Annotated in this window: 13 protein-coding genes; 8 read left to right on the top strand and 5 right to left on the bottom strand. The window is 67.1% G+C overall.

All coding sequences use genetic code 11. The annotated features are described in order from the left end of the window. Positions 1 to 475: 475 nt before the first annotated feature. Both WKI94_RS04530 and WKI94_RS04525 read right to left on the bottom strand, forming a co-directional pair. Positions 476 to 1000: a VTT domain-containing protein gene (locus WKI94_RS04530; protein WP_337844583.1), complete on the bottom strand. Its 525-nt coding sequence runs from the start codon at positions 998 to 1000 to the stop codon at positions 476 to 478. Further along, the gene (locus tag WKI94_RS04525; RefSeq protein WP_337844582.1) at positions 997 to 1683 is read right to left on the bottom strand and encodes a hypothetical protein; all 687 of its coding nucleotides are present in this window, start codon (positions 1681 to 1683) and stop codon (positions 997 to 999) included. The genes WKI94_RS04530 and WKI94_RS04525 overlap by 4 nt, the downstream gene beginning before the upstream one ends. Positions 1684 to 1861: 178 nt before the next feature. Between WKI94_RS04525 and WKI94_RS04520 the strand changes: the two genes are divergently transcribed. The 8 genes from WKI94_RS04520 to gcvPB all read left to right on the top strand — a co-directional run bounded on the left by WKI94_RS04520 (position 1862) and on the right by gcvPB (position 11002). Continuing rightward, entirely contained in the window at positions 1862 to 2200 is a 339-nt protein-coding gene (locus tag WKI94_RS04520) for a metal-sulfur cluster assembly factor (protein ID WP_337844581.1), read from the top strand. A gap of 86 nt (positions 2201 to 2286) precedes the next feature. Next, complete coding sequence (locus tag WKI94_RS04515) at positions 2287 to 4017, top strand: NAD-dependent malic enzyme (protein WP_337844580.1); 1731 nt, start codon at positions 2287 to 2289, stop codon at positions 4015 to 4017. 26 nt (positions 4018 to 4043) lie between these two features. Then, positions 4044 to 4913 carry a DNA double-strand break repair nuclease NurA gene (locus WKI94_RS04510; protein WP_337844579.1) on the top strand — a complete coding sequence of 290 codons (870 nt, stop codon included), beginning with the start codon at positions 4044 to 4046 and terminating at the stop codon, positions 4911 to 4913. Next, the gene (locus tag WKI94_RS04505) at positions 4910 to 6640 is read left to right on the top strand and encodes an ATP-binding protein (protein ID WP_337844578.1); all 1731 of its coding nucleotides are present in this window, start codon (positions 4910 to 4912) and stop codon (positions 6638 to 6640) included. Before WKI94_RS04510 ends, WKI94_RS04505 begins: the two co-directional genes overlap by 4 nt. A 54-nt stretch (positions 6641 to 6694) precedes the next feature. Then, positions 6695 to 7744: a glycine cleavage system aminomethyltransferase GcvT gene (gene gcvT / locus WKI94_RS04500; RefSeq protein WP_337844577.1), complete on the top strand. Its 1050-nt coding sequence runs from the start codon at positions 6695 to 6697 to the stop codon at positions 7742 to 7744. Between the two features lie 18 nt (positions 7745 to 7762). Then, positions 7763 to 8149, top strand: coding sequence for a glycine cleavage system protein GcvH (gene gcvH / locus WKI94_RS04495; RefSeq protein ID WP_337844576.1), 387 nt, complete (start codon positions 7763 to 7765; stop codon positions 8147 to 8149). A 109-nt stretch (positions 8150 to 8258) separates the two neighbouring features. After that, entirely contained in the window at positions 8259 to 9575 is a 1317-nt protein-coding gene (gene gcvPA / locus WKI94_RS04490) for an aminomethyl-transferring glycine dehydrogenase subunit GcvPA (RefSeq protein WP_337844575.1), read from the top strand. Beyond that, complete coding sequence (gene gcvPB, locus WKI94_RS04485) at positions 9572 to 11002, top strand: aminomethyl-transferring glycine dehydrogenase subunit GcvPB (RefSeq protein WP_337844574.1); 1431 nt, start codon at positions 9572 to 9574, stop codon at positions 11000 to 11002. The genes gcvPA and gcvPB overlap by 4 nt, the downstream gene beginning before the upstream one ends. Positions 11003 to 11035: 33 nt before the next feature. Here the strand turns inward: gcvPB and ribF are convergent, their stop codons facing one another. From ribF to WKI94_RS04470, 3 genes are read right to left on the bottom strand one after another with little or no spacing between them, the layout of a single operon-like run. Continuing rightward, positions 11036 to 11920, bottom strand: coding sequence for a riboflavin biosynthesis protein RibF (ribF, locus tag WKI94_RS04480; RefSeq protein ID WP_337844573.1), 885 nt, complete (start codon positions 11918 to 11920; stop codon positions 11036 to 11038). Further along, on the bottom strand, positions 11898 to 12407 hold the full coding sequence (locus WKI94_RS04475) for an NUDIX hydrolase (protein ID WP_337844572.1): 510 nt from the start codon (positions 12405 to 12407) through the stop codon (positions 11898 to 11900). The genes ribF and WKI94_RS04475 overlap by 23 nt, the downstream gene beginning before the upstream one ends. Before the next feature lie 35 nt (positions 12408 to 12442). Continuing rightward, on the bottom strand, positions 12443 to 13558 hold the full coding sequence (locus WKI94_RS04470) for a hypothetical protein (protein ID WP_337844571.1): 1116 nt from the start codon (positions 13556 to 13558) through the stop codon (positions 12443 to 12445). Positions 13559 to 13640 lie beyond the last annotated feature (82 nt).

Here is a 13640-nt window from a genome sequence, read left to right as displayed (position 1 = left end):
GATGCGCCAGAGTAGGGCTTGGGCTTCGGAACTCATGGTACCCGTTATCCGACGGGAAACCGGCAGCCCCTTTCAAGTGGTCTTCCCTGCATAAACCTGAAGCCGGAAGTATAGGTGCAAGTTTTGAGTTAAGAGCACTGTTAGGAACAGCGTTCAAGGGGGCCCTAAATGTGAGAAAGATGAAGCCTGGAATATACATAAGGCGTATAGAGGGGTTTTCGCGGGGTTTTTGCCTTAAATGCACTCGCGGAGTTGCGGCCGATGAGAAGCGAAAACGCATATTCGCGTGCCTGAGAGGGTTTGGTTGTCAAGATCCCCCGCCGGAAGCCCGGCTTTGCGGGTAGCACCTTAAGCCTCCTCATGTCAAGCCCCAAAAAGAGGCCTATAGGAGGGAGATGGGAGCATTTTGGAGTTTTTGCACCGCAAAAACACGATAGCGGAGGCCAATCTTTTCTGGAATGCCTCCATTACCTTCTCATCGCTTCCGGCTAAGGAGAACCCCCAGCAGGACCGCAAGGACGAGCCCGCCCCAAAGGGCCCAAGGGGGCAGGTGCTGGCCCAGGAAGTAGGCCAGGAGGAAAAGGCCCTGGGTCCAGAGGAGGCTTCCCAGGCCTGCCAGGGCCACGTAAAGGGGCCAGGGGAAGCCCAGGGCTCCCATGAGGAAGGGCACCAGGGTGCGCACCCCCCCGATGAAGGGAGCCACGAGGAGGGCCAGGGGCCCATAGCGGGTGAGGAAGCGCTGGCCCTTTTGCCAAAGGGAGGGGGGGAAACGGTGCTGAAGCCGGTTCATGCCCCAGCGCCCCACCCCGTACCCCAGAAGGTGCCCCAGAAAGCTCCCCAGGAAAAGGAGAGGCAGGAGGGGGAAGAGGCCCATCCGTCCCTCCGCGGCCAGGGCCCCTAAAGCTAGGAGGAGGGTATCCCCCCCGGGGACGAAGAGGCCGATGGGGAGGCCGGTTTCCAGGAAGAGGGAAAGGGGGGCTAAGAACAGGAGGGCCTTCATGCGGTGGCGGGCTTGCGGGTGGCCCAGAGGCTTCCCAAGAGGAGGACCGCCAGGATGAAGAGGCTAAACGCTTCCTTGTCCAGCCCCAAGGCCAGCTCGGGCCGGTGCAGGACCTCCTTGGCCACCTTGTCCCAGGCTCCGAGGGCCAGCTTGACGCCCGCCAGCCCTACCACCACGTAGGCCAGGTGCTTGAACCGGGGGTAGAGGTCCAGGAGGGTGACCACCAGGCTCGCCAGCATCCGTAGGGCCAGGATGCCTAGGAAGACCCCGGTGTAGATGACCCAGAGCTTGTCCGAGAGGGCCACGGCCACCAGCACGGAGTCCACGGCGAAGGCCAGGTCCATGAGCTCCACCTGGGCCACCACCTTCCAGAACTGGGCCGCGCTCACCTCCATGGGGGGTGGGGCGTGGCCCTCTTCCGGCTTCAAGAAGTGCTTGAGGGCGATGTGGAGGAGGTAGGCCGCCCCCAGGGCCTGGACCCACCAGAGCTTGATGACCAACGCGGCGAAGAGGAGGGCAAGGCCCCGAAGGACATAGGCCCCCAGAATGCCGTAGAAGAGGGCTTTCCGCCTGAGGGGTGCAGGGAGTTTCTGCACCAAGACCCCGAGGATGAGGGCGTTGTCCGCCGAGAGGATCACCTCCAGGACGATCAGGATAAGGATGACCGAGAGCACGCCTTCCATGCCCTACCTCCAAAAGAAAAAGCCACCGCCTTTGGCGGTGGTCTTGCCCGAGGGCATCCCGCCCTCCCGGCCCCCGGGGCTCGGGCCCGTCCTGACGGGGCGCCGGCTTGGGGCTACTCCCCAACCGCCCCCATTATAAGGGGAAAAGCCCATGGGGTTTCCCGGGTATACTGGGGGCATGGAAGGCGAGGCCAAGGCCGGACTGCCCACCAAGGAGCAGGTCCTCGAGGCCCTCAAGGTGGTCTACGACCCGGAGATCCCGGTGAACATCGTAGACCTGGGCCTGGTTTACGATGTGGAGGTGCACGAGAACGGCGTGGTGGACGTCACTATGACCCTCACCGCCATCGGCTGCCCAGCCCAGGACGTGGTGAAGGCCGACGCGGAGATGGCCGTCATGCGCCTGCCTGGGGTGCAGGGGGTGAACGTGGAGTTCGTCTGGACCCCGCCCTGGACCCCCGCCAAGATGACGGAGGAGGGCAAGCGTATGATGCGCATGTTTGGCTTCAACGTCTAGCCCCTCGCGCCCCCAGGGGCCTTCCCAGAGGCCCCTGGGGTTTCTTTTGGGGCGTTTGTCCACCGGGATGGGTTAAAAATAAGCCTATGCCGGTTAGCCGCTACTACGATGTCAAGCGGGACGAAAACGGGGAGCGGTACCTGGAGCCCTACGTGACGGGTTTTCTTCTCCTTAGGCTTCCCCTCCTCAACAAGGGTACGGCCTTCACCGAGGAGGAACGGAGAGCCTTGGGCCTGGAAGGCCTCCTCCCCCCCCACGTGAACACCCTGGAGGAGCAGAAGGAAAGGGTCTACCGCCGCTACCGCCTGCAGACCTCCCCCTTGGAGAAGCACATCTACCTGCGCCACCTCCAAGACCGGAACGAGGTCCTCTTTTACGCCCTTCTGGTGGACCACCTGGAGGAGATGCTCCCCATCCTCTACACCCCCACCGTGGGGGAGGCGGTGCGGGAGTTCTCCCACATCTACCGCTACCCCCGGGGCTTCGCCGCCAGCACCCGGAACATTGACCACCTGGACGAGGCTTTGGCCAACATCCCCCTGGAGGAGGTGCGCCTCATCGTGGCCACGGACTCCTCGGCCATCCTAGGCATCGGGGACCAGGGGTTTGGGGGCATGGCCATCAGCATCGGTAAGCTCACCCTCTACACCGCGGTGGGGGGCGTGGGGCCGGACAAGACCCTCCCCGTGGAGCTGGACGTGGGCACCGACCGGGAGGACCTCCTAAAAGACCCCCTCTACCTGGGGGTGCGGCACAAACGCCTTAAGGGGGAGGCCTACTTCCAGTTCCTGGACCGCTTCGTGGAGGCGGTGAGAAGGCGCTACCCCAAGGCCCTCATCCAGTGGGAGGACTTTGCCAAGGAGAACGCTTTCGCCGTCTTGGAGCGCTACCGCAAGGTGCTCCCCTCCTTCAACGACGATATCCAGGGCACAGGGGCGGTGGCCCTGGCGGGGGTCCTCTCCGCCTGCCGGCTCAAGGGGGAGCGGCTTCGGGACCAGACCGTGGTGGTCTACGGGGCCGGGGCGGGGGGGATTGGGGTGGCCTGGGCCCTCCTGGAGGGGATGAAACGGGAGGGCCTTTCCGAGGAGGAGGCCAGGGCCCGGGTCCTGGTTCTGGACTCCAAGGGGCTTCTGGTGGAGGGGCGTGCTATGGAGGCCTATAAGCGCCCCTTCGCCCAGAGGCCTGAGCGCCTTCAGGGCTGGACCTTCTCGGGGCCCTATCCGAACCTTCTGGAGACCATACGGAACGCCCGGGCCACGGTCCTCCTGGGCCTTTCCGGGCAAGGGGGGAGCTTCACCGAGCCCGTGGCGCGGGCCATGCTGGAAAACGCCGAGCGCCCCGTGATCTTCCCCCTCTCCAACCCCACCTCCGCCTCCGAGGCCCTGCCCGACGACCTCATCTACTGGACGGAGGGAAGGGCCCTGGTGGCCGCGGGGAGCCCCTTTCCCCCGGTGGGCTTCAAGGGGCGGGTGATCCCCATCGGCCAGGGGAACAACGCCTTCATCTTCCCGGGGCTCGGCCTGGGGGCCGTCTTGGCCCGGGCGCGGGAGGTGACGGACGGGATGGTCCTCGAGGGGGCCTACGCCCTCTACGAGTACACCTCCGCCCACTTCCCGGACCTCCTCTACCCCCCAGTGGCCCGGCTTCGGGAGGTCTCCCCCTACGTGGCCGCCCGGGTGATGCGGAAGGCCCTGGAGGAAGGGGTGGCGGAGGAGGAGAGGATCCAGGGGCTTTCCCTAAAAGGGCTTTTGGAGTTCGTGCGGAGCCGCTTCTGGGAACCCCGGTACCTGCCCTACCGCCCGGCCCCCAGGATCTGAAGCCCTCCCGTGTATACTTAGGGAGAATGTGGCGCATCCTGGTGTGGGACCCGGCCTACGCCCTGGAAAGTCCCCCACTGGAGGGGGAGGTCCAGGCCCCCTGGCGGCCCCTGGAGGAGCCCTGGGCGCCCATCCGGGGCCAGGAGACGGCCTGGCCTCCCCTCTACTTCGTGGACGGGCGGGAACGGGTGGACGCCCTCCTTTCCGACGGGAGGAGGCTTGTCCTCCTGGGGAGCCTGGCCGTGGGGGCGGTGGTCTGGCGGGAGGGGCGGATGGCCTTGGCGGAGGTCCGGGTGGAGCGCTACGCCGTGGGGTCGGAGGAGGGCTTCTGCTTTGGGGCCCTTGACTACCGGCCCCTTCCCCTGGAGGGCGCAGCCGACCCCCAAGCCCTCCTCAAGCGGCTGCAGGAGGAGCGGGCCCGCCTCGAGGCCGCCCTGGCTCAGGGGCTTGGGGAGGGGGTGGTGGTGGTGGACGGCCCCTTGCGGGTGGACAGGCCCCAAAGCCTCGGCTACATCAAAGCCCACTGGGCCCGCTACCTGCCGGAGGAGGCCCAGGGGCTTTTGGCCCTCCTCGGCCCCGGGGAGCGGACCCCCGCCTTTCTCCTCCCCCGCCGGGGGCGGGAGGTGGCCAGTTGGTACCTGCGCCTGCCCCTTCCAGGGGCTTACCCCCCGGGGGCGGGGCTTTTGCGGGTGGAAGCCCCCCTGGAGGGATTTTCGGAGATGGCCAAGCTTTCCTTAAGCCTTTTCCCCGCCCTGGCTTCCCACCCCGCCAAGGACCCCCGCGCCCCCCAGAACCTCCTCCCCGTGGGGGGGCTGGAGCGGGAGTTGGGGCGGCGGATGGGAAGCCGCGAGGTGGTGGGGCGGAAGATCGCCCAGTTCCTGGGAGGTGGGATGTGAAGCGCGTGGGCGTGGTGCTGGGAAGCCGGGAGGCCACCCCCTTGGAGTTTTGGGTGGGGGTGGAGGAGGAGGCCCTTCTTAGGCTTGACGACCTGGTGGTGGTGCGCGCCCCCCACCCGCGCCTGGGGGAGGTGCGCTTTTTCGGAGCGGTGGACCACGTGGCCAAACTGCACGAGGGGCAGAGCTTTGACACCGACACCTTCCTGGCCGCCCAGGGCAAGATCCCCTACTCCCTCGCCTACGTGGCCCACGTGAGCGTGACCCGCATCCTCCCCGAGGAGTACTTTCCCCCAGACCCTGGCTCCGAGGTCTTTTTGGCCGAGGAAGAGGAGATGGAGCTTGCCCTCTACTACGATGCTATGAAGAACCAAAGGGGGAGCACCAAGCTCCCCGTGGGCCTCCTCCAAAACGGGGCCGTGGCCTACGCCAACCTGGAGTTCCTAAACGGGGTGAAGGGCGGGCACGTGAACATCTCCGGCATCAGCGGGGTGGCGGCCAAGACCAGCTACGCCACCTTCCTCCTGAAAAGCCTTCTGGAAAGCAGGGCGGCGGAGGACGCCCACCAGGCCAAGGTCCTCCTCTTCAACGTGAAGGGGGAGGACCTCTTCTTCCTGGACAAGCCCAACCTGCGCCTCAAGGAGGAGGACCGGGACCTTTACCGGAAGATGGGCCTTTCCCCCGAGCCCTTTAGGAGCGTGGCCTTCCTAGCCCCCCCCAAGAAGGAGGGCTTCCTCCCCGACATAGACACCCGCCTCGAGGGGGTTTCGGTTTATCACTGGGACCTGGTGCAGTTCTGCCAGCGGGGCCTTCTCCCCTTCCTCTTTGCCGACCGGGGGGCCATGACCAACCTGGGCTTCCTCATCCTCCAGGTGACGGAAAGGCTCCGCCGCCTGGCCGAGGGGCAAAGGGGGCCCCACCTGGTGGTGGAGGACTGGAAGGGGGGCCCTGGGGGGATGGAGGACGGCCAGGGGTTTGAGGGGCTGGGCCAGGGGCGCCTCAAGACCTTCCAGGACCTGGTGGGCTACCTGGAGTACAAGCTCCTAGGCCCCGAGGACGGGGAAGGGGAGGGGGATAGGCGCTGGACCGCCCGCCAGGCCCGGGCCACCCTCGAGGCCTTCGTGCGCCGCCTGCGTTCCAGCGTGGAGAACGTGGCCCACCTCATCCGGGGGGACCGGAAGGGGAACCCCCCAGACCCCCTCCAGGGGGCCCAGGTGCACGTGGTGGACCTGGCCAAGCTCCACCCCCAGGCCCAGATGTTCGTGGTGGGGGCCCTTCTCAAGGAGGTCTTTGAGAAGAAGGAGCGGGGGGCCTACCGGGGGCGGGTCTACATCGTCTTGGACGAGCTCAACAAGTACGCCCCCCGGGACGAGGAAAGCCCCATCAAGGATGTCCTCCTGGACATCGCCGAACGGGGCCGCTCCCTCGGGGTCATCCTCATCGGGGCTCAGCAGACGGCCAGCGAGGTGGAGCGCCGGGTGGTGGCCAACGCCGCCATCCGGGTGGTGGGGCGCCTTGATGCGGCGGAGGCGGAGCGCCCCGAGTACCGCTTCCTCCCCACCTCCTTCCGCCAGCGGGCCCTGATCCTGCCCCAGGGGGCGGTGATCCTCCACCAGCCCGAACTCCCCGTGCCCCTCTTCCTGCGCTTCCCCTTCCCCGCCTGGGCCACCAAGAAGGAGGAGGTCTTGGAGGACAACTCCGCCGAGGCCCTGAGGCGAGAGCTCTTCTAGATCCCGCCGAGGCTTTCCCAGGTGGGGCAAAAGAAGGGGTAGGATGGCTCTGGTATGAAGGAGACCCCTCTTTACCAGGTCCACCTCCGCCATGGGGGGCGGATGGTGGAGTTCGCGGGCTACGCCCTGCCCCTGCAGTACACCTCCATCCGGGAGGAGCACCTGGCGGTGCGCCGGGGAGTGGGGGTCTTTGACGTGAGCCACATGGGGGAGTTTTTCATCCGGGGGGCGGAGGCCCTTCCCTTCCTCCAGTGGGCCACGGTGAACGACGTGGGGCGGCTCAAGGTGGGCCGGGCCCAGTACTCCATGCTCCCCAATGCCAAAGGAGGCGTGGTGGACGACATCTACCTCTACCGCCTGGGGGAGGAGGAGTACCTCATGGTGGTGAACGCGGCCAACATCGCCAAGGACTGGGCCCACCTCAAGGGGCAGGCCCAGGGCTTTAGGGTGGAACTGGAGGACCGCTCCGAGGCCACGGCCCTCCTGGCCCTCCAAGGGTCCAAGGCGGCAGGGCTCCTCCAGACCCTCACGGAGGCCGACCTTGCCGCCAAGAAGAAGAACGATGTCTTCCGGGCCAAGGTGGCGGGGAAGGAGGCCCTCCTGGCCCGCACGGGGTACACGGGGGAGGACGGGTTTGAGATTTTCCTCGCCCCGGAGGACGCGGAGGCGGTCTTTGAGGCCCTGCTGGAGGGGGGGGCCACCCCGTGCGGCCTTGGGGCCCGGGATACCCTAAGGCTCGAGGCCGGCTTTCCCCTCTACGGCCACGAGCTCACCGAGAACACCAACCCCCTCTGCACCCCCTGGGCCTGGGTGGTGAAGCGGGGAAAGGACTTCCTGGGCAAGGAGGTCATGCTGGCCTCCCCGTGCAAGGAGCGGCTTATTGGGCTTGTGCTGGAGGCGGGCATCCCCCGGGAGGGCTACCCGGTCTTCGCTGGGGAGGAGCGGGTGGGCCGGGTGACGAGCGGCGGCTTTTCGCCCCTTCTGGAGAAGGGCATCGCCCTGGCCTACGTGGCCGAGGGCGTGGAGGGGCCTTTTTCTGTGGAGGTGCGGGGGCGAAAGATCCCGGCTTCCCTTAGCCCCTTGCCCTTTGTACCGCTAAAATAGCGGGGGTTGGGAGGCGCTATGGACATACCCAAGGACCGGTTCTACACCAAGACGCACGAGTGGGCCTTCCCCGAAGGGGATACGGTGCTGGTGGGCATCACTGACTACGCCCAGGATGCCTTAGGGGACGTGGTTTACGTGGAGCTCCCTGAGGTGGGGCGGGCGGTGGAGGCGGGCGAGGCCATCGCCGTGGTGGAGAGCGTGAAGACCGCCTCCGATATCTACGCCCCCGTGGCGGGGGAGGTGGTGGAGGTGAACCTGGCCCTGGAGAAGAACCCCGAGCTCATCAACCAGGACCCCTACGGGGAGGGCTGGATCTTCCGCCTCCGCCCCCGGGATATGGGGGACCTGGACGGGCTTCTGGACGCCGCCGGCTACCAGGAGGCCCTGGAGGCCGGAGCCTAGGCCATGGGTGGGTGCCGGGGGAAACAGGGGGGCAAGGGCCCCTTAGCCCCCAGGCCCCAGGTGTGGCCCCGGGTCAAATGGCCCGGGGTTTTTGTTGAAGGATAAAGGCATGGACTACACGCCCCACACGCCCGAGGAGATTGCGGCCATGCTGGAGAAGGTGGGGGCGGGATCCCTGGAGGACCTCTACCGCCACCTGCCCGAGGAGATCCTAAACCCCCCCATCGCCCTTCCCGAGCCCATGCCGGAGTGGGCGGTGCTGGAGCGCTTAAGGGCCCTTCAGGTCAAGAACCGCCCCGCCCCCAAGGCCTTCCTTGGAGGGGGCATCCGAAGCCACCACGCGCCCCCCGTGGTCCAGGCCCTGGCCCAACGGGGAGAGTTCCTCACCGCCTACACCCCCTACCAGCCCGAGGTGAGCCAGGGGGTCTTGCAGGCCACCTTTGAGTACCAGACCATGATCGCCGAGCTTACGGGCCTCGAGGTGGCCAACGCCTCCCTTTACGATGGGGCCACGGCCCTGGCGGAAGGGGTCCTCCTGGCCCTAAGGGAGACGGGGCGCATGGGGGTCCTGGTCTCCCAGGGGGTCCACCCCGAGTACCGGGAGGTCCTCAGGACCTACCTCGAGGCTGTGGGGGCCGAGCTCAGGACCGTGCCCCTGGAGGGGGGCAGGACCCCGGCCTTTCCCGTGGACCAGGGGGTGGGGGCGGTGGTGGCCCAGAACCCCAACTTCCTGGGGGCCTTGGAGGACCTTGGCCCCTTGGCCGAGGCCGCCCACCGGGCGGGGGCCCTCTTCGTGGCCGTGGCCGACCCCCTCTCCTTGGGCCTCCTCAAGCCCCCCGGGGCCTACGGGGCGGACATCGCCGTGGGGGATGGGCAGAGCCTGGGCCTGCCCATGGGCTTCGGGGGGCCCCACTTCGGCTATTTGGCCACCCGGAAGGCCTTCGTGCGGCAGATCCCAGGCCGCCTGGTCTCGGAGACCGTGGACGTGGAGGGCCGTCGGGGCTTCATCCTCACCCTCCAGGCCCGGGAGCAGTACATAAGGCGGGCCAAGGCCAAGAGCAACATCACCACCAACGCCCAGCTCACCGCTCTCATGGGGGCCATGTACCTGGCCGCCCTGGGCCCCGAGGGCCTTAAAGAGGTGGCCCTGAAGGGCGTGGCCCAGGCCCACCGCCTAAAGGCCCTCCTCCTGGAGATCCCGGGGGTGGAGCCCTTTACCCCCGAGCCCTTCTTCAACGAGTTCGCCCTAAGGCTTCCCAAGGACCCCCTTGGGGTGCGGAGGGCCCTGGCGGAGCGGGGCTTCCACGGGGCCACCCCCATACCCGAGGAGTACGGGGCGGGGCTTGCCCTCTTTGCGGCCACGGAGCTTCATGAGGAGGCGGACCTCCTCGCCTTTAGGAACGCGCTAGCGGAGGTGCTGAGGTGAACTACCCGCTCATCTTTGAGAGGAGCCGGAAGGGAAGGCGGGGGCTCAAGCTCGTCAAGGAGGTCCCCGAGGCCAAGGCCTTCATCCCCGAGGCCTACCTTCGGGAGACCCCGCCCCGCCTCCCCGAGGTGGACGAGCTCACCCTGGTCCGCCACTACACCGGCCTTTCCCGCCGCCAGGTGGGGGTGGACACCACCTTCTACCCCTTGGGCTCCTGCACCATGAAGTACAACCCCAAGCTCCATGAGGAGGCGGCCCGCCTCTTCGCTGACCTCCACCCCTACCAGGACCCGGCCACGGTCCAGGGGGCCTTGGAGCTCATGTGGGAGCTGGGGGAGGACCTGAAGGCCCTCACGGGCATGGACGCCATCACCCTGGAGCCCGCCGCGGGGGCCCACGGGGAGCTCACGGGGATCCTCATCATCCGCGCCTACCACGAGGACCGGGGGGAGGGAAAGACCCGGCGGGTGGTGCTGGTGCCGGACTCCGCCCACGGCTCCAACCCCGCCACGGCCAGCATGGCGGGCTACCAGGTGAAGGAGATCCCCTCGGGGCCCGACGGGGAGGTGGACCTCGAGGCTCTAAAGCGCGAGCTTGGCCCCCACGTGGCCGCCCTCATGCTCACCAACCCCAACACCTTAGGCCTCTTTGAAAGGCGCATCCTGGAGATCGCCCGGCTCTGCAAGGCGGCGGGGGTCCAGCTCTACTACGACGGGGCCAACCTGAACGCCATCATGGGCTGGGCCCGGCCGGGGGACATGGGCTTTGACGTGGTCCACCTGAACCTGCACAAGACCTTCACCGTGCCCCATGGGGGGGGCGGGCCGGGCTCGGGGCCTGTGGGGGTGAAGGCCCACCTGGCCCCCTACCTCCCCGTACCCTTGGTGGAAAGGGGAGAGGAGGGGTTCTACCTGGACTTCAACCGGCCCAAAAGCATCGGCCGGGTGCGGAGCTTCTACGGGAACTTCCTGGCTTTGGTGCGGGCCTGGGCCTACATCCGCACCCTGGGCCTGGAAGGCCTTAAGAAGGCCGCGGCCCTTTCCGTCCTTAACGCCCGCTACCTGAAAGAGCTCCTCAGGGAAAAGGGGTACCGCATCCCCTACGACGGCCCCACCATGCACGAGTTCGTGGCCCAGCCCCCCCAGGGCTTCCGCGCCCTGGACATCGCCAAGGGGCTTTTGGAGCTGGGCTTCCACCCCCCCACGGTCTACTTCCCCCTCATCGTCAAGGAGGCCCTCATGGTGGAGCCCACGGAGACGGAGAGCAAGGAGACCCTCGAGGCCTTCGCCGAGGCCTTAGGGGTCCTTTTGGAAAAGCCTAAGGCGTGGCTGGAGGGGGCCCCCTACACCACCCCGGTGCGCCGGCTGGACGAGGTCCGGGCGAACCGCGCCCCCAAGCTCACCTTCTTTGACGAGCCTGGCCTTTAGGGCCCTGGCGGGGCCCCGGGCAGGGGGGCCCGCCTATAGCCCAAAGAAGGCCCGGGCGGCCTCGAGGTCCTTGGCGATCTGCGCCTTTAGGGCCTCGAGGCTTTCAAAGCGCCGCTCATCTCGGAGCTTTTTCAGGAAGGCCACCTTGAGCTCCTCCCCGTAAAGCTCCCCCGCAAAGCCCAGGAGGTGGACCTCGAGGCGCCGTTCCTCCCCCCCCACCGTGGGCCTCGTGCCCACGTTGGCCACCCCCTTCCTCCGGCCAAAGGGCCCTTCGGCCTCCACCGCGTAGACCCCAGGGGGGAGGACCTTTTGGGGATGGACGGCCAGGTTGGCGGTGGGGAAGCCGAGCCTCCGCCCAAGCCTTTCCCCCTCCACCACCACCCCGTAGGCGCTGTAGGGGCGGCCCAAGAGGTGGCGGGCCTCCTCCACCCGGCCCTCCTTTAGCAGGGTTCGGATGCGGCTGGACTTCACCGCCTCTCCCCCAAGCTCCAAAAGGGGCACGATGCACACCGGGGCCACCCTCCTTAGGGCTTCGGGGGTTCCCGCCCGCCCCTTACCGAAGCGGAAGTCCTCCCCCACGTAGACCGCCTCGGCCCCCAGGGCCCTTAGGTCTTCCAGGAAGGCCTCGGCGCTCCTCCCTGCAAACTCGGCGTTGAAGGGCACGGCCAGGATCATCTCCACCCCTAGGGCCCTTAGGGCCTCCACCTTTTCCTCCAGGTCCATCAGGAAGCCCTCCCCCCGGGTGAAGACCTTGGTGGGGGGGTCAAAGGTGTAGACCAAAAGGGGCAGGCGGCGGGCCTTGGCCTCCTCTTTGGCCTGGTGCAGGAGGTGCTGGTGGCCCAGGTGCACCCCGTCAAAGGAGCCCACGGCCACCACCTTGGCCCCCTTGGGAACGTCAGCGACCTCGGAGAAAAGCATGGTAGTAGAGCACCCCCACGATTCCCGTGGCCGAAAACTCCGCCTCGCCCCGCCGGTGCATCTCCAAGGCCTTTTCTGGCTCCAGCCAGAGGACCTCTAGGGCCTCGTCCTCGTCGGGGGTGGCCTCCATGGGACGGAGGTTTTCCGCCAGAAAGACGTAGGTCTTCTCGTCGGTGAAGCCAGGGGAGACGAAGAAGCTGAAGAGGGGGGTGAGATCCCCCGTAAGGCCCGTCTCCTCGGCAAGCTCCCTTTTGGCGGCCTCCAGGGGGTCTTCCCCCGGCTCTATGAGCCCCGCGGGAATCTCCAGGGGAGAGAGGCCCACCGCAGGGCGCATCTGGCGCACAAAGAGCATCCGGCCCTCCCTTAGGGCGATGACGGCCACCGCGGGCTTGTGCTCCACGATCTCGTAGGGCCCCTGGAGGGCCAAGTTCAGGATCCGGCCCCGGTAGAGATAGGTGCGGCTCACCCCTCTATGGTAACGCCCCACCGGAGCACGCCTCCGGTGGGGGCCTGCAGCCGGGCCTACTTCAGGGCCTCTAGGGTGGCCAGGAGCACCGCCCGGGTGTAGGTGGGGTTATGCACGCCTTTGGACCCGTCGTTCTGGATGAGGAGGTAGTTCCAGGCGGCCCGCACCACGGGGTCCTTGGTGGCGAAGACGGGCTGGCCCTTCTCATCCTTGATGTCCCCGAGCTGGCTGTAGACTACGCTCCCGTCCGTGAGGGTCATCTTGAAGGCGATCTGCCCGGCGATGGAGAGGAGGTCCACCCGGTAGACGGGGGCCTTCACCGCCACGTTGGGGGTGAACTGGCCGGTTTCGGGGTTCCAGGCCCGCACAGTCTTGATGCGGTCCCGCGCCGCCAGCACCCGGGCGTTGACCTGGGTGCGCACCAGGGAGAGGAGATGGAGGGTGTTTTCCTGGACCATCTCCTCGGTGTACTTGGTCCCGTGGCAGGAAGCGCAGAGCCCTTCGGGGACCTTGAAGGTGTGGGAGGAGTAGTCTCCCTTCCCGGCCAGGCTCATGTGACAGGTGGAGCAGGCGTTTCCGGTGAAGAAGGCGTGGGGGTTAGGCCACTCCCGGGTGTCGTCCACAAAGTAGGCGTTTTTGCCCAGGAGGACATCCCCCTGGCTGGAGGCGTGAGGGTAGGTGTAGCGCCCCGCATCCTCCGCGTTCCAAGCGATGCGGCCGTTGCGGGAGTTGTGGCAGGTGATGCAAAGCGCGGCGTTCCCCACCGCGGTGGCCTTGAAGCCTGAAGGGAGCAGGGGGGTGTCGTTGGCCAGGCGCAGGTCCCCGTCCTCGTCGTGGCAGGCCTTACAGGTGATGGGCCGTACCTGCTCCTGGGTGAGGCCCAGGCTCTTCAGGTACTCCACCGTGGCGGGCTTACCGTCCGGGCCCACCAGGTTGCCGGGGTTCCCCTTCTTGAGCTGCTCCAGCCAGGCCAAGAAGCCCTGCTCGCTGTGGCAGCGGGCGCAGTGGGCGGCGCCTGCCTGGCGGACCTCCACTGTGGCCTCCCCCAGGGTCTTCTCCCCCATGACCCCGTTGTTGTGGGCGCTCCCCTCCCACTCCTTCTTGATGGCTTCCTGGTTGGAGAAGGCCACCATCAGGCCGAGGGCCAAGAGGGCCATTAGGGTTCTTTTCATACAAACCCCCTTCGGGCCCAGAAAACACCCCCCCTCGCGGGCTTGTCAAGGGTAATATGTCCTGGAGTGGGGGAAGGGAAGC

This window comes from Thermus sp. (assembly GCF_037444525.1).
Lineage (GTDB): Bacteria > Deinococcota > Deinococci > Deinococcales > Thermaceae > Thermus.
The sequence above is the reverse complement of the archived record's forward strand: the minus strand, read 5'-3'. Positions and strand labels throughout refer to the sequence as shown.